Source organism: Parachryseolinea silvisoli, from assembly GCF_021190955.1.
Classification (GTDB): Bacteria; Bacteroidota; Bacteroidia; order Cytophagales; family Cyclobacteriaceae; genus Ohtaekwangia; species Ohtaekwangia silvisoli.
Genome location: NZ_JAIOAO010000005.1, coordinates 249,661 through 272,616 on the forward strand (window position 1 = coordinate 249,661; position 22,956 = coordinate 272,616).

The following is a 22,956-nucleotide window of genomic DNA, read 5'->3' on the forward strand; positions in this document are numbered from 1 at the left end:
CCATCATGGGTTATGGCCTGATCGCCGTGCGTCGCCCCAAAGTTGAGCTAATTCAATTCGGTGTCATTCACCTGAGCAAATACGGAGACCACGCCCTCAAGCTTCAAAAGATCTTCGAGCGGGTGTCGAGCCTTATCGACGAGTACAACCCCGACGAGGTAGCCCTCGAAGCACCCTTCTTTGGCAAAAACGTGCAGTCGATGCTCAAGCTGGGCCGTGCCCAGGGCGTTGCCATGGCTGCAGCGTTGTCACGCTCCATTCCCATTGCCGAATACGCCCCCCGCAAGATCAAACAATCCGTCACGGGCAACGGTAATGCCTCCAAAGAGCAGGTCGCCAAAATGCTGATGAGCCTGTTTGCCATCGAGGAAATGCCCAAATTGCTCGACTCAACCGATGCCCTGGCTGTCGCCGTATGCCACCACTTCCAGGCCGGCAAAATCGAGCTCACCGCAGGCAGCGCCTCGGCACTACGCCCGCAAACAAAAACGCGCCGCGCCACCAGCTCGTGGGAAGCCTTTCTGAAAGATAATCCCGACCGCATCAAACCTGCCTAACGTGTTAGGCCTGCCTAAGACGAAATACTGCTATATACCTTCAACAGCGTCTCGTTCTCCTTCTCCCAATTATACTTACTGAAGATCAGCGCCTGCCCACGTTGCCCCATCGCTTCGGCTTCCGCCGGATGCGTGAATAACCAGACGATAGCATCCGCTACTTCCTGTACATTCAGTGGATCAACGAGAATGCCCGCATCCGCCTCTTTGATAAACGCCGCTGACTCGCCTGCCGACGACGCGATCACCGGCAACCCGGCCGCCATAAACTCAAACATCTTGACCGGATAGTTTGTCTTGTAGCGTTCAATAGGATTGGGAATAATAATACCGACACGCGAAGCAAACAGCACCTCCACCATCGCGTCAAACGAAAGCCACTCCAAAAAGCGCACCGTATAGTGTTTCAATACCTCCGCTTGCAACGACTGCGGTGCAAACTTACCGCCCAACACAAACTCGAACGACGCACGTGACGCCGCCAGCCGCGCACCTTCCAGCATCTCGATCAATCCACGCACCTTGCTCAGCGTGCCCACCGATGTCAGCACCTGTGGCCGCGTGCCATAAGGCACCGGTACATGCGTACGAAAGGCATGCGCCAACGGGAAGTTGCGGATCAGGTAAGTCTTGTTTTTGGGAAAATACTGCGCAATGACCGGCTCCGCGACAATGATCGCATCAAACCAGGCCCCGCAAAGTTTTTCGAGCAGGTAATAAAACGTAGCATACGGTCCCCGCAGCCAGCGCGGCAACCAATGCTGGTAACTGATTTGCAAAGGAGTGTCTTCGTGCGCATCATACACCACCTTACGGCCAAACAGCTTGAGGATCAATCCCACACCGAGGATGTCCGAGTCATGAATGCAAAACACCGACCGGGCAGGTTGCTTCAGGGCCTTGCCCAAAATACGCCAGGGACTGACAAAGAGCTTATCGAATCCTCCCCCCAGGGGTTTCACCACATACAGACGCACGCCGTCCTTTTCCGTGTCCTGCGTATGCGGCAGGATCATCGACACCGTGTAGCCCGCCTGCACCAGCGACCGGGCTTCTTTTATAAAGATGCGGGTATCAAAAGGAGGATGGCCATTGGCCAGCATCACGATGGGTCTTTTTACCTGTTCAGCCGATCTGTTCTCCACAAAGTTTCGTTTGACCGTATTAGTTTATGATTATGCCGTATGAGTTTACAATAGGCCACAAAATGCTTTTCTTTGCTCAAACCAAAGAAAGTACGCCTGGAAACCCTACAGCACCGGTTTCCGGCAAAAGTAAAAATACGGGTGCAACATTCCGCACGCGTGCTTCTGGGGCCGATAAAAACAACGACGTTATGTTCGGATTACTGATCAACTGCCTCACAGCCTTCGGCTGGCGCGGCCTTATTATCTATTTCAAGGTCCGGACCCGCATGACCCGCAGCGTCTCATTGCCAGGTATCCGGCACCCCTTCCGCCTGCGGCCGCAGCGGGCCGATGGTATCTCCTTTCGCGAAATCTTCCTGCGCCGCCTCTACGACCTGTCACTACCCCAGACCCTACAGCCCAAGGTCATCATCGACGGTGGCGCCAACATCGGCATGACCAGCATCTTCTTCGCCAACCGCTACCCGAACGCCCGCATCATCAGCGTGGAGCCCGACGAAAACAACTTTGCCGTCCTGGCCGACAACGTGCGCCCCTACCCCCAGATCACGCCCGTAAAAAGCGCCATCTGGCACAAAAAAGAACAGATTCACGTAGTGGATAAAGGCTACGGCGACCGTGGCTTCATGATCGAAAAGAATGCCACCGGCACCGTACTCGAGGCCATGTCTCTCCCCGACCTGTTGCAAACACACGGCATTACCCAAATCGACATCCTCAAACTCGACATCGAAGGCAGCGAAAAAGAAGTCTTCAGCGAAAACTACGAATCCTGGCTCCCCTACACCCGCTGCCTCATCGTCGAGCTCCACGACCGTATGAAGCACGGCTGCTCCCAGGCCGTCTTCAAGGCCCTCCTCGCCTACGACTTCTCCCTCTCCATCCAGGGCGACAACCTCCTGTTTATCAACGAGTCCCCAGAAATCGTACCCGTACCCACCCCAGCCCATCGCCCATCATTAGCGCAGGCTTAAACGTGGATCTGGTTCAAGTCTTCCGACCGAAGGGAGGGCGACTTGGACCTACCCCAATGCCAGTCTTCAGACTGGCGAGGCAGGGTCATACCCGTCCTACTAAAAGCATACATACTCCCTCCTAACCATATCCCAAAGCAAAAAAAAAGAGGGCGCCCACCGGACACCCTCCCCAAGCGCAAAGCGCTATTCCATCACTCCTTTTCATCATTCCCCGCGCCGTCCTTCCCATCCTTTCCCTTCTTCCCATCCTTCCTGGCATTCTTGGCATCCTTCTTCTCCTGCTTCAGCGCTTCCCACTTCTTCCACTGCTCAGCCGTCAGGGCCGCTCTTAAACTGGCATCGCGGTTATCGCGCAACGCCTTCATCTTGGTTTTCTCCTGACCTTTGGTTAATGACGTGTCCCGGCGCACAGTCGCCTGCTCCTGTTCATATGTCTCGTAGACAGCCTTCACCTTAATATACTGCGTATCGTCCAGGGCCACGTCGGCTTTCAGTTTGTCAGCGTGTTTGGCCGCGGCGGCTTTCGGATCGCCCGGGCCTTTGTGTCCTTTATCCTTCTGGTCACCACCGTGCTGGGCAAATACCAGCGTACAGGCCAGAAGCCATACAAATGTCATTGCATACTTTTTCATGATCGTCGTGTTTTTGTTTTCTGCGAGGAAATAAAGCCAAGTACGGGCCAGAATGTGTACGCCACAAGGAATTTCGACATTTCGGCCAAATTGCTATACTATGCGACACTTCCGACAGACAGAAGGCACAGTTTTTTACCTATTTTTAGTCCCGGTATCCCATCTAAACCCCTGAACGATATGCCCTTCGCTGCCAAAGAGACCGAAATCAATGGAAATAAAGTAAGCTATTTCGACGAAGGGCACGGCGATATTCCCGTGGTGTTCCTGCACGGTTTTCCGTTCAGCAAAAACATGTGGCAGCCCCAGCTCGAAGTCCTCAAAGAATCCTACCGCGTTATTGCCTACGACGTGCGCGGCCATGGCAGCTCCGACGCCGGCACCGCTGAATTTACCATCTCCCAGTTCGCCCACGACTTCATACTCTTCCTCGACGCCCTGCGTATACCCCAGGCCGTGGTGTGTGGATTGTCCATGGGTGGATATATAGCCTTGCACGCCATTGAAAAAGCACCCGAGCGTTTTGCCGCGCTCGTCCTGGCCGACACCCAATGCTTCGCCGACACCGATGCCGCCCGCGAGAAACGCAAGAAGGCCATCGACTCCATACGCGAGAAAGGCATGACCCCCTATGCCGAAGAGTCGGTTAAAAATCTGTTTGCGCCTGCATCATTGATCGACAAACCGGAAGCCGTAAACCGCATCCGGCATACCATTGCCCAGGCGTCTGACGACAACGTCACCAAAACGCTCATGGCCCTCGCTGCCCGTAAAGACACCTGTAACGTATTGCCGGCCGTTACCTGTCCGGTGTTGATCCTCGTAGGCTCCGAAGACAAGGTCACGCCGATCGAAGCCGCGCGCAAAATGCACGAGCTCGTGCCGGGCTCACACCTGCAGACCATCGAAGGTGCCGGCCACGTCAGCAACCTCGAAAACCCGGAAGCCTTTAACACCGCCCTGGAAGCTTTCCTGCATTCACTTTTATACCGGGTAGTGTAAAACAGAGCGAGTGTGAGAGAAAAAAAGCGCCGGCAGGGTCCCTGCCGGCGCGAACTATATAAACAAATCGAGCAGACACTACTACTGCTTGATAAACTTACGGCTTACCGTCTTCTTATTCTTCGTAACAATCACATTATAAAGTCCCGGACGCAGCGTAGATACATCTAACGCGCCTTCACTGACAACACTTGTCAACACCTTGTTACCCGTCTGATCGGTAATCACCACACGACCACCCACAAAGCCGGGCGACAAGCTCAAGCTGCTTTGCACAGGGTTCGGATATACTTCCCAGGAAACAACATCGGCCTCGGCAGCAGTTGCAACAGTTTGTGCAGCCGCCTGTCGCGTAAGCTTCCACCAGTTGATATTCCAACCACCGGTACCCGCGTACAAGCCAACCGCATATGTCCCCGCCGTGATATATACCGTGTGCTGCACCGTCGTCCAGGTGCTCGCGCTGCCCGTCGGCGGCACAGCCACTTCGCCCAGGTAGATCGCACCACCATTCAAGTCCAGGGCGATCAAACCACCGCTAACACTCGACACGCGGTATTCCGCCGTATAATTGCCGCTCTCCGGAATCGTAATGTTTGCATATGCCAGCCAGTCTTCAGTATCGATCGCCGTCACATGCTGCGCACCACCTTGCGGGTCCGTTGTCGTCACGATCGACACTGCTGCAGCCGACGTATACGACTCAGCCTGACGCAAGACCGAGAAAGGTGGCACTGCCACCGGCCCGACCACGACCGAGCTCGCAACATCGTTAAAGCCCTCGTTGTTCAGGCAGTTGTCATCCGCCGTTTTGACCAGCGATGTACCCGACAGGTTACTATTATCATAAAAAGTGACCTGATAACCCGATTGTACTTTTACCGACGAGATATCGTTATCAACAACACCCAGCGCCTGCAACTGCGCCAGCGTGTACGAACCCACCTGCAGCCCGACAGCATAGCCACCAAAATCGCAATGCTTATAGACTGTCACCACACCCGTGGGAGGCTGCGGCGTAGAAACATACTCCTGTCCCTGACGGTTGCGGCGTTTTACACCGCGACCACGAAACTCATCCACAATGGCCTGCACTTCGGCAGGGCTCTTACTCTGATCCTTCACATGCACAAACCAGTCTACCTTCATCGTGCTGCTACGCTGCTGCGTAGAAGGACCAAACGTCGAACCATCAATCGGCGGATACGCCCAGTTGGCAAAACTCACCAACATGTTGTAATCCGGATATACCGACACGCCATCCGACGTTCGCACCGATACGTTGGCTTTCTTTACGCCGTCGATAAAATACTCCACGTTCACGTCGTCTACAAACCGGAACACCAGGTCATGCCAACCCGCCAGGTCCTGTTTCAAAATGACGTGGGCGTTATCGAGCCCCTCGCCGCTGGGCAACACGTTAGACGACTCATAAGACGACATCCACATGGCGTTGTTATACGTACCACCGTACATACCGCTCCACGCATCCCACGGCAGATACTCGAAGTCCACCTCCGCATACGTCGCCGGATTAGCACCACCCGCCGCCGGTGAAATGGCATAAAACGTTTGAATGATCGGATCCTGGTTGTTGCGCGGCGCATTATCAAAATACACGCGCGCCGCATAAGTACCTTCAAAGTAATTTACATCGGAGCCCGTTTCAATACGGGAGTGTGTGGCACTGGCAGGCGTGCCCGCATTCGAGCAACGCAGCTCCATAATACCGTCCGTGGTAAACGTAACATTCGACTTCAGATAATCGGCACCCGACGGCGGCCCACTGTTCAGATCGTTCACAATATGCCACTTGTTAAAGCTCTCAATCGCCGGATCATCCGCGTTTGTGTAATTGAAGTCGTCAAAAATAACGGTCTGCGCAAAGGCCGGACTGCAGAGCAAAAGGATGATGGCCATAAGCCCCACCGCCACGCGCCCAAAGCGCAGCACCGTATATCGTGTAAGGGTAGTAGTAATAGTAATGTTTGATTGTTTCATAACGTTGTGTTTAAAGTAACAGAATGCGATAAACCAGCTACGACAGAACAAGTGGATCTCAATATTTTTCTTCTACCTTAGTTTTCAGGGTTTATGTTTCAACGCCCCAGTGTCCCGGAATGCTGAAGCAAAGATTTACACCAGGACCGACCGCGCGAAATTTCCAAAGGCTACATCAACTCCTACAACCCGTAGATTTTTGGGCTACAGATTTTAGAAAAAAGGCTTTAGAACACGAGCATTGACTTTTTTTAGGGCTACGCATGCTCCAGTGACTGAACCACCCGGTCTCCTGGCGTGTTAAAATTCTACAACTAATTCCAGGAATCTTATAACCCCGACCACCTCCGAATCCGCATATTTGTCCATGGCAACGACGTTCTTCATAAAAAATATGGTCTGCAACCGGTGCATCACCGCCGTCACGCAGGTATTCGATCAGGTCGGACTACACCCCGACCACGTAACCCTGGGCGAAGTGACCATCCCGGAAACCGACATTTCCCCGCAAACGATCGAACACCTCGACACCAGCCTGGTAGCGTTAGGATTCGAGCGCATCGACGACCGCCGCGCCCGGCTTATTGAAAGCATCAAAAACACCGTCATCCGCATCGTCCACAACCCCGACGGCATCGACCGCAAATTCAACTGGTCACACCTCTTGTCCGAAGCATTGCACTACGAATACAACTACCTGAGCAACCTCTTTTCCTCCGTGGAAGGCATCACCCTCGAGCACTACATCATCCGCCAAAAGATCGAGCGCGTCAAAGAGCTGCTCTTCTACGACGAGCTCAGCCTGAGCGAAATCGCTCACACCCTGGGCTACAGCAGCGTTGCACACCTCTCGGGGCAATTCAAAAAGGTAACGGGCCTGACACCCTCCGAGCTCAAAAAGAGCCGCGAGTCCGAAGCGCACCGCAAGCCCCTGGACAAGATCGCCTGACGGTAATTATATAATCCGTTCGGTGAATTCTGTAAAACCACCGTGGCGGCTTTCCGGTATACTTGCAGTGTAATCATTACCGGTTGCTATGACAATGACAACAAACATTCACCCCGGCAAAAACGCCTCGCGCACGCGCACCACCTTCCCGGTGTTGGAAATGACCTGTGGCGCCTGTGCCAGCAGCGTCGAGTCGATGCTGGCCGCATCGCCCGGCGTTTATACAGCCTCTGTAAACTACGCCAACCAAACGGCGCTGATAGAATACGACACAACCCAAACACAGCCACAAGCCCTGCAGGCCGCCGTGCGTTCCATTGGCTACGACCTCGTCATCGACACGGAAGACCCACAGGCCCAGGCCGCCGACGCGCAACAAAAGTACTATGCCGCGCTCAAGACCCGCACGCTGTGGGCATGTATCCTGTCCGTGCCCGTCGTGGTCCTCGGCATGTTCTTCATGGACTACGCCTATACACCCTATATATCGCTTGTCCTCACCGCGCCCATCGTATTTTACCTTGGCCGAAGTTTCTTTACACACGCCTGGAAACAGGCGCGGCACGGCCAGGCAACCATGGACACCCTGGTAGCATTATCGACGAGCATCGCCTTTCTATTCAGTACATTCAATACATTCTTTCCCGGCTACTGGCATGCCCGCGGCTTACACGCCCATGTATACTATGAAGCCGCTGCCGTCATCATCGCATTCCTCTCCATCGGCAAACTGCTCGAAGCACGCGCCAAAGCCAGCACCTCGTCAGCCATACGCAAGCTCATGGGTCTTCAACCCAAGACTGTTTTGGTTGTACAGGATACAGTCGAGCAGGAACTGCCGATCGCTGCCGTACGCATCGGGAACATCGTAGTCGTACGCCCCGGCGAACGTATTCCTGTCGACGGCGTGGTAGAATCGGGAACGTCGTATGTCGACGAAAGCATGATCAGCGGCGAGTCGATCGCCGTATCAAAAAAGGCCGGCGACAAAGTATTCGCCGGCACCGTCAACGAACGTGGCAGCTTCCGGCTGGAAGCCCGGCAGGTAGGTAGCGACACCGTCCTGGCCCGCATCATTCGCATGGTACAAGAGGCACAAGGCAGCAAAGCCCCCGTGCAACAGCTGGCCGACAAAATCGCAGGCATCTTTGTCCCCGTGGTGATTACCCTGGCGATACTCACCTTTGCCACGTGGATGCTGGCCGGTGGTGAGCACGCCTTTACCCATGGCCTGCTGGCAGCTGTCACCGTGTTGGTCATTGCCTGCCCATGCGCGCTGGGACTCGCCACCCCTACAGCCCTGATGGTCGGTGTCGGCAAAGGTGCCGAAAACAACATCCTCATCCGCGATGCCGAAAGCCTCGAACGCGCCCACCAGGTAACAGCCGTCGTACTCGACAAGACCGGTACGCTCACCGACGGCAAGCCGCGTGTCACCGACCTGGTGTGGCAGCAAGACACCGGCAACAATCTGGCGGCCTCTGTGCTCTACAGCCTCGAAACGTCGTCGGAGCATCCACTTGCCGCCGCCGTTGTACATCACTTAAAAGATACCGGCACGCAAGGTGTACTCCTGCAACACTTCGAAGCACTCCCCGGCCGCGGTGTAGCCGCCATGTATCAAACTATACCGTACTACGTAGGCAACACACGACTCCTGACGGAACACCAGATTCTGATACCACCGGCCTTACAAGTGCAAGCAGAACGTCTGCAAGAACTAGCCCGTACAGTGGTATACTTTGCCGACGCCCAACGCGTCCTGGCGCTGATCGCCATTGCCGACATCCTCAAACCTACCTCCCGGGCCGCAGTAGAAGCCCTGCAAGAAAAAGGAATCGCAGTGTACATGCTCACGGGCGACAACCCCCAGACCGCACGCGCCATCGCCCGGCAGGCAGGCATTGCGCACTACGAAGCCGAAGTCATGCCCGACCAGAAAGCAGCCTATATCAAAAAACTGCAAGCGCAGGGACACGTCGTCGCCATGGCCGGCGACGGCATCAACGACTCGCAGGCATTGGCACAAGCCGACGTCAGCATCGCCATGGGCAAAGGCTCCGACATCGCCATGGACGTGGCCAAGATGACCCTCATCACATCCGACCTGCAAGCTATTCCCAAAGCGCTGACCCTATCCACACAAACCGTGCGGGGCATTCGCCAGAACCTCTTCTGGGCATTTATATACAACGTCATCGGCATACCCATCGCCGCCGGTGTATTATACCCTGTCAATGGATTTCTGCTCGACCCGATGGTGGCCGGCGCCGCCATGGCGCTCAGCTCGCTCAGCGTAGTGGCCAACAGCCTGCGGTTAAAAGCCCGGAAGATCTGAACAGAAATTCTGTAAACCATACCCGGAAAAGTATAAAGCCCCCGCCCATCTATTCCGTTTCTTTACACAGCAAACAAGCACAACTATGAGTACACAAACATTCAATACCAATATCAAATGCTCGGCCTGCGTCGCCAAAGTAACACCCTACCTCGACGAGGCCGTGGGCGCCGGCAACTGGCAGGTAGACCTCAGCCAACCCACACGTCCCCTGACCGTCACCAACAACACCGACGCACATACCGTGCAGGAATCGCTTCAAAAAGCAGGCTATCGCGCCGAAAAAGCCTCCTGAATTCGGGTCGGCATCCACCGGGAAGCATGAGCACAACGCTCAAGGCTATGCAAACCTCGCCCGCTAACCTCGACGACCAACGACAGCAAAACCATCCGCAATCCCTACTTCGGTGACAAGATGTTGACCTGTGGGGAAGTGCGCGAAACTCTGTAGCGCAGACCGAACTTATTGGGGAATTTAATACACTCATAACTAGACGGCTATGTGTATTAAATTCCTCAATAAACGTCAAAATGCCATATATAAACGTTATTTTAATTGGTCGGGATATTGCATAGATGCCTGCTTCACGCTTCCCATAACCATTCATGAAAAACGAATCTATTAAAGTTCTCCAAAAGAAAAAGACGGCAATTTTAGAACTGTGGATGCAAAATCAGTTAGCCGAAGAAGGCCTGCGCGAAGACCTCATGAGCAATGACGATTTGCGCGTACAGTCGGAAGAGCTGCTGGATGCGTTGCTGGCCAACCTCTCCGATGAAAACCTGAGCAACGCGCAGTCGTCACATTTCGACACCGTGCTGGACATCCTGGCCGGCATTTCTGCATCACGGGCCAAACAGGGTTTTTCGCCCCGCGAAACCGGCGCCTATGTATTCAGCCTCAAAGACGCCCTGATTGACACCCTGCAACAAGAAATAAAAGATCCCGCGACGGTTCTTGCGCAAACCATCCGGATCGGTAAACTGATCGACAATTTCGGCATCGTCACCTTCGAAACCTTTATCAAAGGCCGCGAAGAAGTAATCCTCCGCCAGACCGATGAAATCACAGATATCTCGACACCGGTCATCCGCGTGTGGGACGGCGTCCTGGCCCTGCCCATCATCGGCACCCTCGACAGCTCCCGCACCCAGATCGTAATGGAAAATTTGCTGCAAGAGATTGTTGAAAGCGGCAGCAGCATCGCCATCCTTGACATCTCCGGCGTGCCGGCAGTCGACTCGCTGGTAGCCCAACACTTGATCAAAACAGTGAGCGCCACCCGCCTCATGGGTGCTGAGTGTATCATCAGCGGCATCCGTCCCGAGATCGCACAAACCGTTGTCCACCTGGGCATCGACCTCTCTCAAATCATCACTAAAGCCAGCCTGGCAAGCGCGTTGCGCACGGCCTTCAACATGCTTCAGCTGGAAGTTGTGAAAAAACGCAGGTTCGAAAAAGAGAACGCATAAGATCGTATGGAGAAGATACCGATACTACGGATGGGCCCGTTTCTGTTGGTTACTATCCAGGTGGACCTTTATGACCGCCTGGCAGAAAACCTGGAAGCGGACCTCGTTCAGATGGTAAGCAAAACCGGCGCGATGGGTGTGTTGATAGACATTTCCGCCGTATCTATAATAGACTCATTTATGGGGCGCATCATCGGCAACATCGCTTCGATGTCTAAAATCATGGACGCAGAGACGGTGGTAGTCGGCATGCAGCCCGCAGTCGCGATTACACTTATCGAATTGGGATTACCCCTGAAGGGAGTTCAATGTGCACTAAATGTCGAGCGGGGAATGGACCTGCTTCGAGCTAAGATTGCGCTAAATGAGGGAACTCCGGATGACTATTTTGATACTGAATAAGGAAATGATGCCGGTTGTGAAAGAACAAGATGTTGTACCCTTTCGCAACCGCGTCAAAGAATACGCCACGAAGATCGGCATGGGGTTGGTCAACCAAACCAAGCTAATCACTGCGGCCAGCGAGTTGGTGCGCAATATGCTCAAATATGGAAAAGGAGGAAAAGTGTACATAGAAGTAGTCAGCAAAGGTAGAGAGAACGGCATCCGCCTGATATTTGAAGACAAAGGCCCGGGTATACCGGATGTCTCGCTGGCGATGAAAGACGGTTTCTCCACCGGCAAAAGCCTGGGGCTCGGGCTGCCAGGCACCAGGCGCCTGGTCAGTGAATTTGACATACAGTCCGTGGTCGGCGAAGGAACAACGGTTACAGTGATCAAGTGGAAAAATGGATAATCCCCCACACTTCACCAGCTATAGCGTCGAAGACCGGAGTCATGTCGCGATCGTAAAACGGGAGATCCACTCACGGGTGGTCCAGGCCGGTTTTTCGAAAACCCGCGTCGGCGAAGTGGACATCGTCGTGTCGGAGGTTACATCCAACCTCATCAAATACGCCGGCAGTGGTGAGCTGCTATACCGTATCGTGCTATTCGGCGCAGACAATCCCGCCCTCGAGGTATTGTGCATCGACAACGGCCCGGGCATGACCGACCCCGCGCGCATGGTAAGAGATGGTGTTTCTACCCGTGACACCCTCGGACAGGGACTCGGCGCCATGCAACGCCTGAGTGACATCTTTGAGCTATACTCCCTCAAAGGCTGGGGCACAATTGTTTACACGCAATTAAAGGCAACAAAATGTGAGCCGGCTGCAAAGGCGAGTATCCGCATCCGCAGTCTCAATGTTCCCAAACCGGGCGAGACCGTCTCAGGCGACGGGCACCTGGTCAAACATGAAAAAAACGGCGTGCGTATTTTCGTTGCAGATGGTTTGGGGCATGGCGAGGCAGCGCACGAGGCGGCGAAGGCCGGACTGCAAGCATTTCAATCCACGCGGACAGAATCGCCCGTGGAAATGCTCCGATATGTGCACGAGCAGGTAAGAAAAACGCGGGGTATGGTCGGGACAATCGCATCATATAATAAGACGGAAAATGAGTGGACCTTTTGTGGCATTGGCAACATCAGCAATCGCACCTATACCGGCCTCGAGTTCAAAAACTATATGTCCTATAATGGCATCATTGGTCTCAATATCCCCGGCACCATGAAAGACGCCCGAATCCCCGGTGAAAAGAACCAACACCTCATCCTATGCTCTGATGGCATCCGTACACGCTGGGACATCACCAAATATCCCTCTGTCTTCAAACACGACACCATCATTCTGGCCGCATGTCTCTATAAAGATTTTTCGCGCCGTAACGACGACGCCTCGATCCTCATAGCCACCATCAACCCGAGCCGATGAAAGAGATCGTACGTGTAAGCCTCGAAAATGAAATGGACCTGATCCTGGCCCACAAGCGGTCTATGAAGCTAGCCGAGCTGTGTGGCCTCTCGCTTTCCGTACAAACTACCTTTGCCACCGCAGTCTCCGAGATCGCCCGTTGCGCCATCGAGTCCGGCGCCGAAGCCTTTATGATACTGGGCGTCGACTTCCTCAAAGCCAATCGCAAGCAGGTCACCGCCATAGTCTACGACACCGCCCCCTACACCGACAGATGGCAGGAAGCCGTATCGTACGCCAAGCGCCTGGCCGACAACGTAAAGGTTGTACGCAATGGCCCCCGCATCGAAGTAAGCATCCACCTGGAGATCAACTTCGCCGGCATCATCAGCACATCGAAGCTCGAATCGTTCACCCAGTACTTCGCCGAAGAGCCACCCATTTCGCCCTACGACGAGATCCGCCGCAAGAACATCCAGCTACAAGACCTCGCCCAACGCCTGCGCGAAAGCGAAGCGTCTTACCGTTTCCTGTCCGACCGGTTGCCGCTCATGATCTTTTCCGTGAACCACCGCGGCACGATCACCTTCTCCAACAAGTGGCTGCAAGACTTCCTCGGCATACCCATCACCCAGCTCGACATCGCCAGCTGGCAACAAGTAGTACACGCCGACGATCAGCACCGCATGGCCTCCGACCTCAGCCAGTTGCTGGTCCAAAAAAAAACACTGCGCGCACAATACCGGCTGCGGCAAAAGAGCACCGCCAAATACCTCTGGCACATGATCAGTATTCTGCCGGCCGAGAACGATCGCGACATGACGACACAATGGATCGGCTTCATCGTCGACATCCACGCGCAGAAGCAGGTCGAGCAAACATTAAAAGACAACACCGAGTTAAAAGATACCCAGCAAAAACTGGTATACCATCAGCAACAGCTGGAGCTCAAGATTGAAGCGCTCAACCGCAGCAACTACGAGCTGGAACAATTCGCGCACCTCGCCTCCCACGACTTGCAGGAACCGCTCCGCAAGCTGTTCTTTTATGCCGACGTGCTGCAACAAAAATACCGCGACACCATCGATACAGGTGGCGTGCAGATTCTCAACAACATGACCCAGGCCGCCGGACGCATGAAGGAGCTTATTCATGACCTGCTGGCATACTCCGAGCTTAACCAACACGAGTTTGAATTCGGCGACGTAAACCTCGATACGATACTCGAAGATTTGTTGAAGGATTTTGAGATCGCGATCCGCGACAAAGGTGCCGTCGTGCATAAACAGCCACTTCCCATCATTCACGGCAATGCCCTCAAGCTTCGCCAGCTCTTTAGTAACCTCCTGTCCAATGCCTTGAAATATTCCAAAACCAGCGCGACCGGTGTGATGCCCCGAATCGACATCACCTGTTTGCAAACGCCCGACGCGCTCGCCATTACCGTACGCGATAATGGTATCGGCTTCGACCCCAAACAACAACATCGCATCTTCGAGCTATTCGAACGCCTGCATAGCCGCGCGCGGTATCCTGGTACGGGCATCGGCCTTTCGATCTGTAAACGCATTGCCGAACTCCACCACGGTAGCATCAGCGCCTCCGCCGAGGCCGGCGAGTATGCCAGCTTCCAGGTAACACTACCCCTCTCTCAACAATCGTATACCCATACAGCATGAACCACGACTACAAAATACTCGTCGTAGACGATGACCCGGAAGACCACTTCATCATGCAGGAGTACTTCACCGAAGCAGGCCTGGGCGATGCCGTGGTCTTTCGCGAAAACGGCGAGGAAGCCCTTACCTACCTGGCCACGCTGCCGGCCAACGGCATGCCTGCGCTCATTGTACTCGACCTGAATATGCCCGTGCTCAACGGCCTGCAAACCCTGACCATGCTCAAAGCGCAGCCCGACTTCCGTCACATACACGTCGTAATCTACTCGACCTCCAACAACGATCATGAGCGTCAGCAATGTATGGAACAAGGCGCCCGCGACTATTTTGTAAAACCCTTCACCCTGCAAGACGGTACCACTATGGTGGAACGCTTCCGCCAAATGCTGCAGGACGAGCTGCACCAATCGTCGTAGGCACCCCCACCCCACTTCACCAGGCGGCAACAAACATCGCCGGCTCTGCCAACGCTGTAGGCTACTGTTACTTTGCATTTATTTTCGTATCTTCCACTACGAACACTTCTCCCCATGCAACCTATTGTCGAAAACCCCAGTGTCGATCTGCTGGTCACCGCCGTACAGGAGCTATCGTTGGCCCGAGACCTGGAAACCGTCATGCGCATCGTCCGCACCGCGGCCCGTAAGCTCACCGGCGCCGACGGCGCAACCTTTGTGCTACGCGACGGCGATCTGTGCTTCTACGCCGACGAAGATGCCATCTCGCCGCTCTGGAAAGGCAGCCGCTTCCCGCTGCACACGTGCATAAGCGGCTGGGCGATGGTAAACCGCCAGGCCGTCGCGATCGAAGATATCTACAACGACCCACGTGTGCCGGTAGAAGCGTATCGGCCCACATTTGTGAAAAGCCTGGCCATGGTGCCCATCCGCACACAGGAACCCATGGGCGCCATCGGCAACTACTGGGCCACCCGACATATGCCCAATGCGGCCGAAATGAAGCTGCTGCAATCCCTCGCAGACATCACCGCCGTCACCCTGGAAAACATCGAGCTGTACCGCTCGCTGGAAGCCCGCGTACAAGAGCGTACGTCGCAGCTGGAGGCCGCCAACAAAGAGCTGGAGGCATTCTCCTATTCCGTATCACACGACCTGCGCGCGCCACTGCGCTCCATTGACGGCTACCTGCATATACTCCTGGAAAATCACCTCGACGGTATGAGTGAAACGGGCAAAGGTCTGGCACAACGCGTGATGGCCAATGCCAAACACATGAACCAGCTCATCGACGACCTGCTGGCATTCTTCCGCATGGGGCAAAAGCCCCTCATCAAAACAACGGTGCCGGTAAACGACCTGGTACGCGCCGCCTGCAAGGCTGCTCAGGAAGCCGAAAACCCCAGCCGCGACATCGCCTTCACCATTCAAATGCTGCCCCCCATTCAGGCCGACGCCGCACTGTTGCAGCAAGTATGGGTAAACCTCATTTCAAATGCAGTAAAATATACACGCCGCCGGGAAAAAACCCTGATTGAGATCGGCTTCTACGAAGAGGGCGGGGACATTATTTACTACATCAAAGACAACGGTGTAGGCTTCAACATGGACTATGCCCACAAACTGTTTGGTGTATTCCAACGCCTGCATTCACCCCGGGAGTTTGAAGGAACAGGCATCGGCCTCTCCATCGTACAACGCATCATCACTAAACATGGTGGATCGATCCGCGCCCAAGCCGAAGAAGGCAACGGCGCAACCTTCTACATAGCATTACCGAAGACCTGATTACCGCGTGCCTTCCAGGCTTAACACATTCGCCCCCAGCGCGTCTTCAAATACCCGCTCGAGGCGTTGATCGTGTACGGTTACTAAAATCTCCACCGAGCCCGTGCCCACCGTCCCTTTCAGGATATGCCCGCCATACGCCTGAAACGTTTTATCCGTCACCACACCGTGCGCGTGCAAAGACACCTCGCCCTTCTGCCAGGCAATCGTGCCCTGCATCGAGGCCAGCTCTACATCGCGAAACTCTTTCGGATCGTATTGGCGTGTCTTGAAATCAAAGAACCCGAACGTAATACTCACAAAACCCATTCCGCTAAACGTAGCCGACGGAATCTTTTCCGCTTGCGCCAATGCCTCGATCTCGTTCAGAATGCTATCGCCCTGGCGCAGCACCATCAGGTACCCTGCCGGCACACGGGTATATTTCTTCATAGGGATCTGAGTTTTTCGGTTCGATTGTGCCAGTGCCACGGCGCCTGCCGATACCACCAGTAACATCGTCAGAACAAGATGCTTCATGGATAGTTGTTTATATTCTTACCCACGGCGGGAAAATACCATGCCATAAAACAGCGTGAACGTGAGCGAGAGAGAGACTGTAAATACGCTGCCTTTTCTCGCGCTCACACGCACGCTCACGCCGTCTCCTCGGGTATGATTATTTCGCACCCGCTTCCATTACACGCTTAAACAATACGACTATGGCAAAGTATTCCAAAACAGCACAAAAGAAAGTAGGACGTGCCATGCATGAAAAGAAAAAAGGCACGCTGAAAAGCGGACGCAGCGGTAAGAAAGTAACAAGCCGCAAACAAGCCATTGCTATTGGCTTGTCCGAAGCCCGCAAAGCAGGTGCAAAAGTACCTGCTAAAAAAGGCGCAAAGACCACGAAGAAGACCGGCCGGGGACCAGCCAAAAAGACGGCACGAAAAGGAACCGCCAAAAAGACCGCGAAACGGTCGAGCCGTTAATCGTCTTAAGTTAATCGTCTTAAAAAGAATGTTTCACCGGGCCTGTTCACACAGGCCCCCTTTTATCCGTCTATGATTCAAATCGACAAAGTAGCACTCGCAGCACTCACCGGCACAACCCTGATGACAGCATTCAGCTACGGCGCCTCACGCCACGAGCGCAAACAGTTCCGCGAGCCGGAGCTCCTCAACAAACTGCTGGACCGGATACCCGGCGCTCCCGCTATACCCACAAAAAGCCCTGCCGGCTGGCTCGTGCATTACGGTGTAGGGATATTCTTCACCTCGGTATATGATCAGCTCTGGCAACGCGACATCGGCAAACCCACCCTGGCAAACGGGTTGCTCCTGGGCACCATCAGTGGCCTGGTCGGCATCGGCGGCTGGATGTTGACCTTCAAGCTTCATCCCCACCCGCCCAAAACCGACTATACCGGCCACTACAAACAACTCCTCATCGCACACATGATCTTTGGCGTCGGCGCCGCGTTAGGGTATAATAAAATGAAAAAGCTGTCCTAAGCCGCCGGCGCCCTGTGCAAAAGTGGTATATATAAAATATCTGATTTTGCAAATCACCAATCTATCAGCTTTTTCCGGGCCTGTCAGATATAATCGCCAGTCATAACTCTGTAAAGCGGTTGTTTTCAGTATATTCACGCCCATGTATCGTATTTCGTTTCGTCGCCTGTTACCCCTGTCATTGGGGCTTGCAGCGATCTGTACCGGTGCCCGGGCACAGGGACATGTACCGGCAACAATGAATTTTAAGACAGAGGCCTTCCTCCTCAAGAACAAGATTGTAGCCGAGCACTACAGCCCGCCGGCGATAGACGATGCATTTTCCGCAGCCGCGTTCGACCTTTTTATGGACAACCTCGATCCGGAACGTCTCATCTTTACTGACGGCGAGGTACAAGCCCTGAAAACTTATCGCGACAAGCTCGATGACGAAATAAACGGTAAAAGCTGGAGTTTTTTGCCGGCAGCCACCAAAGGTTACCAAAAGGCTCTTGCCCGGGCTACACAGGCAATAAACCAGGGTACACAACGTGCGTTCGATTTCAGCGCAAAGGAAACCTATAATGAAGACACCCTCTGGACGAAAGACGAAGCCTTTATTTTTGAGCGCTGGCGTCTGTTGCTTAAATACGAAACACTCGTCCGTTTAACAAACACGAGGAGCAGGAATACCGTTGAGCCCGAAGCGATCTTCCTGAAGAACCAGGAACCGGCTACGCGCAACCTGGTAAAGACAATAAACCTTGCCCGGCTCAATCGTGTAATAAACAACGCCGCCGGCTTTGAGAATTATGTGGGAATAGCGCTGCTCCGGGCGGTCGCCAATACCATCGATGCGCATACGAACTATTTCTCGCCCAAGGAAATGGAAGATTTTATGAGCGAGCTGAGCACGGAAGGATACCTGTTCGGATTTCAGCTGAAGACCAATGACATGGGCGACCTCGTAATAGACCAGCTTACGCCCGGTGGCCCCGCCTGGAAGTCGGGAGCGATCCACACCGGCGATGTGCTTGACCGGCTGCGATGGGAAGGCGGTAACTGGATAGAGCTTGCCGGCCTCGACCCACACGAGGCCGGACTTATACTCGACGAATCGAATCACCAGACATTGGAAATAGAGTTTCACGGCCCAGGTGGCCAGCAAACAAAAGTGCTCCTGAAAAAGGAGAAAATGTCCGACGATGATAATATCGTAAAAAGCTTCGTGCTGCAGCGCGACGAACGGAAAATAGGCTATATCTATCTGCCCGGATTTTATACAGACTGGAACGGTACCGAAGGGTCGAAGAGTGCCAACGATGTGGCTGCGGCAATACTTAAATTGAAAAAGGAAAACATAGAAGGTATAATTCTCGATGTTCGCTTTAACGGCGGTGGATCTTTACAAGAGGCCGTAGCGATGGCAGGAATCTTTATAGATGCAGGGCCGATCGGGCTACTGAAAAACAAAGGAGGCGATATCGTAACCGTGAAAGACATGAATCGCGGCACGATCTATAACGGCCCGCTGGTACTGATGGTAAACGCGCTCAGCGCATCGGCATCGGAGTTCCTGGCGGCGGCGTTAAAGGACTACCATCGCGCTATTATTGTTGGAAGTCGCACGTATGGCAAAGCAACGTCGCAGCTTATTTACCCACTGGATCCTAAAAACGCAAGCGCCAAATTCACCGGTGTAACGAAAAGCCCGCTCGGCTATACGGCTATCACCGTAGAGAAAATCTATCGCATCAATGGCAAAACCATACAACGCAAAGGCGTCGTGCCTGATATTCAGCTGCCAGATTTGTTAAATGCCTTGCCCATTCGCGAACAAGACGTGGAGCATACACTGCCATCCGACTCGGTACAAAAAAAAACCTACTACGATCCGCTTCCATTCCTACCGCTGAAAATGGTGCGGGCTAAAAGCGACGAGCGCGTGGCAGCTTCCGGAGCATTCAAACAACAGCAATATTACGCAACCGCGCTGCGGCAGCAGGATGGCGGGGGCGAGTCGTTGTTATTTAAAGATATGCTGGCCGCCAGCCAACAGGAACAAACCCTCGGGACCGGCGCCAATGTAACGAGAGGTACAACGGCCTATCGCGTAAACCTGCTACCCGGTGATGTAGTGGCCGACCCAGCCGACGATTACAAAAAAAACATCAACACCGCCTGGATAACCCGCCTACTACAGGATATATACATTGAAGAAAGCTTTTATATATTAAACGATCAACTAAATCAATCTAAAAAACCATGACACACACTAAGTTGGCGCTTACTGTTGCACTGATCAGCCTGACCCTTTCAGGCTTTACAAAAGAACAACCCCATGCTGCGGGTACGGCCGTAGAACACATGGCCTTTCTGTCTGACCTGGAAGAAACACTCTCGGAAAAATACATGAGCTACATGAGCGAGGTGGCGCACGGCGGCCGCGCGCGCAAAATGGATAAACGCCGTCAGGACCTCATCGCCGCAGTGCGTACATCCATTACACAAGGCAATAAGCTCAAACCTTTTGAGGGCGACGCCACCCTTAAAACGGCTTATGTACAATACTGGAACGTATTGCTTTCGGTCTTCAACGAAGATTACCGCAAGATTGTAGACATGGAAGAGATAGCCGAGCGCTCGTACGACGAAATGGAAGCCTATCTGCTGATGCAGGAAAAAGCAGGCGACCGCCTCGATGAGGCCTATAACCAGGTATCGAGTGCCTACCGTACGTTCGCGGAAAAACACAACGTACGCCTGTCTGAATCCCAAAGCTCAAAGCTCACGCGCAAGCTCCAGCAAACCGGCAAAGTGAACAGCTACGTGAATAAGATGTACCTTCTTCATTTCAAGAGCACCGTACAGGAAGGCAACATGATAACGGCCCTGAATAATAAAGATGTAAACGGCATGGAGCAAAGCCGCGAGGCGATGAAACGCTATGCGGATGAAGGTCTGTCACGTCTTGACACCATAAAAGGCTTTAAAGGCGACGGGTCTCTCGTAACCGCATGCCGTAAAATACTCGAGTTCCAGGTGATGGAAGCTGGAAATATTACGGCACTGTCGGATTTTATGATCAAATCCGACGACCACGAAAAAGCGCGCAAGACCTTCGAAGCCAAGCCTGCCGCTAAACGTACCCAAGCTGATATAGACACCTACAATAAAAGTGTAAATACCTACAACCAGGCAGTTCAAAACTACACCAAAGTAAACGACGATCTCAACAAGAAACGCACCAGCGTCCTCAACAACTGGGATAACTCCCGAAAACGCTTTATGGACAGTCACGTACCGCATAAATAGCGAAAGCGCTCGAAGCCATAGTAAAAAGAACGCCGCGATAAGCGGCGTTCTTTTTACAATATCCCTTACCATCCCATGATCTGCGTCAGATTGGGATTCAGCAATACCTGCGGCTGTGGCACCGGCCGGTAATAAAACTTAGGCTCCTCAAAAGTACCCAGGTCACTTGCCGTAGCGATGTTACCATGCTCACCATCCTTCAGGTAGAACGTAGCGCCTTCTGTGCCAATAGCCCCCACTCGGTAATAGACCAGCGTCTTACCCAATGAATTCTTCTCTTTATTGGCTTCCCCCGGAATCTCAGCATCGGCCGGCAGCAAAATGATATCGTCGATATTATCCCCCGTCAGGTCATATTTACCCAGGCCAGGGAAATAAACTCCCTCCGGTTCTATCTCCGCGCGCTCGCCCGCATGCCAGCGCATCAAATCATCAAAACGATACCCCTCCAACGCCAGCTCCACACGACGCTCGCGACGAATCTCCAGCAACACCGCCGCCTGCCCACCGGCTACCAGGGGATATTGCGCTTGCAGCACCGGGTCAACGGACGGGTTGATCGCAAGTGCCGGCATACCCACGCGCGCGCGGAGCAGATTTACCGTACCATCCAAATCGCCCTGTGTCAGCGTGCCCAATTCGGCTTTCGCCTCCGCGAAGATCAGGTAGATTTCCGCCAGGCGAATCAGCGGTATATCCAGGTTGTTCTGCACATCGGTATCGGTATTGTTCACAAAACCTTTGATCTGGTGGTACCCGGTAAAATTCCGCGACAATTCTTGTATATAAATGCCGGCACCCTGCGCATACGTAGAGTTATTGATCAGCTCCCAGCCTGGGTAAGCAAAAGTTTGCTTCAGGCGCGGGTCGCGGTCTGCAAACTCTTCCACAAACTGATTAGTGGCGTAACCTGCCTGGCTGGTATACGGCGTGCCGTCGGCCATCAGGTAGGTTTGCAGCAAGTCTTTCGACGGGCTCACCTCGTAGTTACCGAACATATATCCCCACCAACCGCTGTTTAACAAGCCCGCCTCATAGAAACGGCCGAGAATGACCTCGGTGTTACCTTCCAGACTTCCACTGGTAAACAGCGACGCGTAATCCGATTCAGGCTTGCCGGTATTGTACAGCGCAAAGCCGCCATCGGTGATGACCTCATCCGCCACTTCACTCGCCAGCGTCAGGTATTTATCCGCCGTTGATTGCAGGTTGAGCTCTGTATGATACTTGCGAAATGTGCCTTCAAACAAGGCAGCGTCCGCCATAAAAGCACGAACAACCCATTTCGTTACAGCACCCGGACGGTCCTCGCTCGCATCTGCGTCAACATACTGACGGGCAAATTCAAGGTCTTCAAAGATCTTATCAACGACCGTTGTGCGCGTGTCACGTCCCTTGTACAGGTCCGGATCGTCTTGCGTCAACGTCTTTTCATACCAGGGCACGTCAGAATAGCGTGCTACTTTGCCCATATAAAATTTAGCCCGAAAGAACCGTCCCAGGCCCTCGTAATGACTGCGCTGCGCCTCGGTCAGCGTGGCTGTACCAAAGTGGTCAAGGTAATAATTGATCTTGCGCAACTGATCCCAGGTCCATCCTTCCGTAACGTTGGCTGCAGTCGGGCTCCCCGCCATCATGTTCTTGAGCTCGGTTACACCGGTTGTCGCGGTATTATCCGTCGACACATCCTCCACGTAAATGCCGACACCTCCAAAATTATACACACTATACAGGTAGGTATCGAGATCGTCAGCCGTGTGAAAGAAATCCTTTTCACTAATCTCTGTCTGTGGAGAACGCTCCAGGAAGTCATCGTTGCAAGCCTGCGTAGCCAGCAGGAACACAACAAACAGTATACTATATTTCTTCATGTTG

Annotated in this window: 22 protein-coding genes; 17 read left to right on the forward strand and 5 right to left on the reverse strand. The window is 53.6% G+C overall.

The annotated features are described in order from the left end of the window. Positions 1–5: 5 nt before the first annotated feature. The gene (gene ruvC / locus K7P01_RS26300; protein WP_397311143.1) at positions 6–557 is read left to right on the forward strand and encodes a crossover junction endodeoxyribonuclease RuvC; all 552 of its coding nucleotides are present in this window, start codon (positions 6–8) and stop codon (positions 555–557) included. Between the two features lie 14 nt (positions 558–571). Here the strand turns inward: ruvC and K7P01_RS26305 are convergent, their stop codons facing one another. Continuing rightward, entirely contained in the window at positions 572–1,702 is a 1,131-nt protein-coding gene (locus K7P01_RS26305) for a glycosyltransferase family 4 protein (RefSeq protein WP_267297578.1), read from the reverse strand. Between the two features lie 26 nt (positions 1,703–1,728). Here K7P01_RS26305 and K7P01_RS26310 point away from each other — a divergent pair, with 26 nt between their 5' ends. After that, positions 1,729–2,679, forward strand: a complete 951-nt coding sequence (locus tag K7P01_RS26310) for an FkbM family methyltransferase (RefSeq protein ID WP_267297579.1) — start codon at positions 1,729–1,731, stop codon at positions 2,677–2,679. Positions 2,680–2,873: 194 nt separating this feature from the next. Here K7P01_RS26310 and K7P01_RS26315 read toward each other — a convergent pair whose 3' ends face one another. After that, entirely contained in the window at positions 2,874–3,314 is a 441-nt protein-coding gene (locus K7P01_RS26315; RefSeq protein WP_267297580.1) for a hypothetical protein, read from the reverse strand. Positions 3,315–3,494: 180 nt separating this feature from the next. On the opposite strand from K7P01_RS26315, the gene K7P01_RS26320 reads away from it, so the two are divergent. Then, a complete protein-coding gene (locus tag K7P01_RS26320; protein ID WP_267297581.1) occupies positions 3,495–4,316 on the forward strand; it encodes an alpha/beta fold hydrolase in 822 nt (273 codons plus the stop codon). Positions 4,317–4,397: 81 nt separating this feature from the next. On the opposite strand, the gene K7P01_RS26325 is transcribed toward K7P01_RS26320, so the two are convergent. Beyond that, positions 4,398–6,317, reverse strand: coding sequence for a carbohydrate-binding protein (locus K7P01_RS26325; RefSeq protein ID WP_267297582.1), 1,920 nt, complete (start codon positions 6,315–6,317; stop codon positions 4,398–4,400). Between the two features lie 367 nt (positions 6,318–6,684). On the opposite strand from K7P01_RS26325, the gene K7P01_RS26330 reads away from it, so the two are divergent. The 10 genes from K7P01_RS26330 (at position 6,685) to K7P01_RS26375 (ending at position 16,294) form a co-directional block, all read left to right on the forward strand. Continuing rightward, complete coding sequence (locus K7P01_RS26330; RefSeq protein WP_267297583.1) at positions 6,685–7,266, forward strand: helix-turn-helix domain-containing protein; 582 nt, start codon at positions 6,685–6,687, stop codon at positions 7,264–7,266. Positions 7,267–7,354: 88 nt separating this feature from the next. Continuing rightward, the gene (locus K7P01_RS26335) at positions 7,355–9,604 is read left to right on the forward strand and encodes a heavy metal translocating P-type ATPase (RefSeq protein WP_267297584.1); all 2,250 of its coding nucleotides are present in this window, start codon (positions 7,355–7,357) and stop codon (positions 9,602–9,604) included. Between the two features lie 85 nt (positions 9,605–9,689). Next, complete coding sequence (locus K7P01_RS26340) at positions 9,690–9,899, forward strand: heavy-metal-associated domain-containing protein (RefSeq protein ID WP_267297585.1); 210 nt, start codon at positions 9,690–9,692, stop codon at positions 9,897–9,899. Between the two features lie 311 nt (positions 9,900–10,210). Further along, positions 10,211–11,077, forward strand: a complete 867-nt coding sequence (locus K7P01_RS26345; RefSeq protein ID WP_267297586.1) for an STAS domain-containing protein — start codon at positions 10,211–10,213, stop codon at positions 11,075–11,077. A gap of 6 nt (positions 11,078–11,083) precedes the next feature. Beyond that, positions 11,084–11,479, forward strand: coding sequence for an STAS domain-containing protein (locus K7P01_RS26350; protein ID WP_267297587.1), 396 nt, complete (start codon positions 11,084–11,086; stop codon positions 11,477–11,479). Beyond that, the gene (locus tag K7P01_RS26355) at positions 11,457–11,873 is read left to right on the forward strand and encodes an anti-sigma regulatory factor (protein WP_267297588.1); all 417 of its coding nucleotides are present in this window, start codon (positions 11,457–11,459) and stop codon (positions 11,871–11,873) included. Before K7P01_RS26350 ends, K7P01_RS26355 begins: the two co-directional genes overlap by 23 nt. After that, entirely contained in the window at positions 11,866–12,891 is a 1,026-nt protein-coding gene (locus K7P01_RS26360) for an ATP-binding protein (RefSeq protein WP_267297589.1), read from the forward strand. The genes K7P01_RS26355 and K7P01_RS26360 overlap by 8 nt, the downstream gene beginning before the upstream one ends. After that, positions 12,888–14,549: a sensor histidine kinase gene (locus K7P01_RS26365; RefSeq protein ID WP_267297590.1), complete on the forward strand. Its 1,662-nt coding sequence runs from the start codon at positions 12,888–12,890 to the stop codon at positions 14,547–14,549. Before K7P01_RS26360 ends, K7P01_RS26365 begins: the two co-directional genes overlap by 4 nt. Continuing rightward, entirely contained in the window at positions 14,546–14,965 is a 420-nt protein-coding gene (locus tag K7P01_RS26370) for a response regulator (protein ID WP_267297591.1), read from the forward strand. The genes K7P01_RS26365 and K7P01_RS26370 overlap by 4 nt, the downstream gene beginning before the upstream one ends. A 114-nt stretch (positions 14,966–15,079) precedes the next feature. Beyond that, on the forward strand, positions 15,080–16,294 hold the full coding sequence (locus tag K7P01_RS26375) for a sensor histidine kinase (protein ID WP_267297592.1): 1,215 nt from the start codon (positions 15,080–15,082) through the stop codon (positions 16,292–16,294). Here the strand turns inward: K7P01_RS26375 and K7P01_RS26380 are convergent, their stop codons facing one another. Then, a complete protein-coding gene (locus K7P01_RS26380; RefSeq protein ID WP_267297593.1) occupies positions 16,295–16,813 on the reverse strand; it encodes a PPC domain-containing DNA-binding protein in 519 nt (172 codons plus the stop codon). It lies immediately after the preceding gene. A gap of 182 nt (positions 16,814–16,995) precedes the next feature. Here K7P01_RS26380 and K7P01_RS26385 point away from each other — a divergent pair, with 182 nt between their 5' ends. The 4 genes from K7P01_RS26385 to K7P01_RS26400 all read left to right on the forward strand — a co-directional run bounded on the left by K7P01_RS26385 (position 16,996) and on the right by K7P01_RS26400 (position 21,081). After that, entirely contained in the window at positions 16,996–17,265 is a 270-nt protein-coding gene (locus K7P01_RS26385; protein WP_267297594.1) for a DUF6496 domain-containing protein, read from the forward strand. A 72-nt stretch (positions 17,266–17,337) separates the two neighbouring features. Next, positions 17,338–17,787, forward strand: coding sequence for a hypothetical protein (locus K7P01_RS26390; protein WP_267297595.1), 450 nt, complete (start codon positions 17,338–17,340; stop codon positions 17,785–17,787). Positions 17,788–17,929: 142 nt separating this feature from the next. Beyond that, complete coding sequence (locus K7P01_RS26395) at positions 17,930–20,035, forward strand: carboxy terminal-processing peptidase (protein ID WP_267297596.1); 2,106 nt, start codon at positions 17,930–17,932, stop codon at positions 20,033–20,035. Continuing rightward, positions 20,032–21,081 carry an LIC11966 family surface protein gene (locus K7P01_RS26400; protein ID WP_267297597.1) on the forward strand — a complete coding sequence of 350 codons (1,050 nt, stop codon included), beginning with the start codon at positions 20,032–20,034 and terminating at the stop codon, positions 21,079–21,081. Before K7P01_RS26395 ends, K7P01_RS26400 begins: the two co-directional genes overlap by 4 nt. Before the next feature lie 65 nt (positions 21,082–21,146). Here K7P01_RS26400 and K7P01_RS26405 read toward each other — a convergent pair whose 3' ends face one another. Next, positions 21,147–22,952, reverse strand: coding sequence for a RagB/SusD family nutrient uptake outer membrane protein (locus K7P01_RS26405; protein WP_267297598.1), 1,806 nt, complete (start codon positions 22,950–22,952; stop codon positions 21,147–21,149). Positions 22,953–22,956: the final 4 nt, after the last annotated feature.

Bases quoted from the DNA above. Each gene is read 5' to 3' on its own strand.
- K7P01_RS26350 (WP_267297587.1), top strand. From the start codon at position 11,084: ATGGAGAAGATACCGATACTACGGATGGGCCCGTTTCTGTTGGTTACT.
- K7P01_RS26310 (WP_267297579.1), top strand. From the start codon at position 1,729: ATGATTATGCCGTATGAGTTTACAATAGGCCACAAAATGCTTTTCTTT.
- K7P01_RS26390 (WP_267297595.1), top strand. From the start codon at position 17,338: ATGATTCAAATCGACAAAGTAGCACTCGCAGCACTCACCGGCACAACC.
- K7P01_RS26345 (WP_267297586.1), top strand. From the start codon at position 10,211: ATGAAAAACGAATCTATTAAAGTTCTCCAAAAGAAAAAGACGGCAATT.
- K7P01_RS26370 (WP_267297591.1), top strand. From the start codon at position 14,546: ATGAACCACGACTACAAAATACTCGTCGTAGACGATGACCCGGAAGAC.
- K7P01_RS26315 (WP_267297580.1), bottom strand. From the start codon at position 3,314: ATGAAAAAGTATGCAATGACATTTGTATGGCTTCTGGCCTGTACGCTG.
- K7P01_RS26355 (WP_267297588.1), top strand. From the start codon at position 11,457: ATGACTATTTTGATACTGAATAAGGAAATGATGCCGGTTGTGAAAGAA.
- K7P01_RS26400 (WP_267297597.1), top strand. From the start codon at position 20,032: ATGACACACACTAAGTTGGCGCTTACTGTTGCACTGATCAGCCTGACC.
- K7P01_RS26330 (WP_267297583.1), top strand. From the start codon at position 6,685: ATGGCAACGACGTTCTTCATAAAAAATATGGTCTGCAACCGGTGCATC.
- K7P01_RS26405 (WP_267297598.1), bottom strand. From the start codon at position 22,952: ATGAAGAAATATAGTATACTGTTTGTTGTGTTCCTGCTGGCTACGCAG.
- K7P01_RS26365 (WP_267297590.1), top strand. From the start codon at position 12,888: ATGAAAGAGATCGTACGTGTAAGCCTCGAAAATGAAATGGACCTGATC.
- ruvC (WP_397311143.1), top strand. From the start codon at position 6: ATGGGTTATGGCCTGATCGCCGTGCGTCGCCCCAAAGTTGAGCTAATT.
- K7P01_RS26335 (WP_267297584.1), top strand. From the start codon at position 7,355: ATGACAATGACAACAAACATTCACCCCGGCAAAAACGCCTCGCGCACG.
- K7P01_RS26385 (WP_267297594.1), top strand. From the start codon at position 16,996: ATGGCAAAGTATTCCAAAACAGCACAAAAGAAAGTAGGACGTGCCATG.
- K7P01_RS26375 (WP_267297592.1), top strand. From the start codon at position 15,080: ATGCAACCTATTGTCGAAAACCCCAGTGTCGATCTGCTGGTCACCGCC.
- K7P01_RS26340 (WP_267297585.1), top strand. From the start codon at position 9,690: ATGAGTACACAAACATTCAATACCAATATCAAATGCTCGGCCTGCGTC.
- K7P01_RS26320 (WP_267297581.1), top strand. From the start codon at position 3,495: ATGCCCTTCGCTGCCAAAGAGACCGAAATCAATGGAAATAAAGTAAGC.
- K7P01_RS26380 (WP_267297593.1), bottom strand. From the start codon at position 16,813: ATGAAGCATCTTGTTCTGACGATGTTACTGGTGGTATCGGCAGGCGCC.
- K7P01_RS26325 (WP_267297582.1), bottom strand. From the start codon at position 6,317: ATGAAACAATCAAACATTACTATTACTACTACCCTTACACGATATACG.
- K7P01_RS26395 (WP_267297596.1), top strand. From the start codon at position 17,930: ATGTATCGTATTTCGTTTCGTCGCCTGTTACCCCTGTCATTGGGGCTT.
- K7P01_RS26360 (WP_267297589.1), top strand. From the start codon at position 11,866: ATGGATAATCCCCCACACTTCACCAGCTATAGCGTCGAAGACCGGAGT.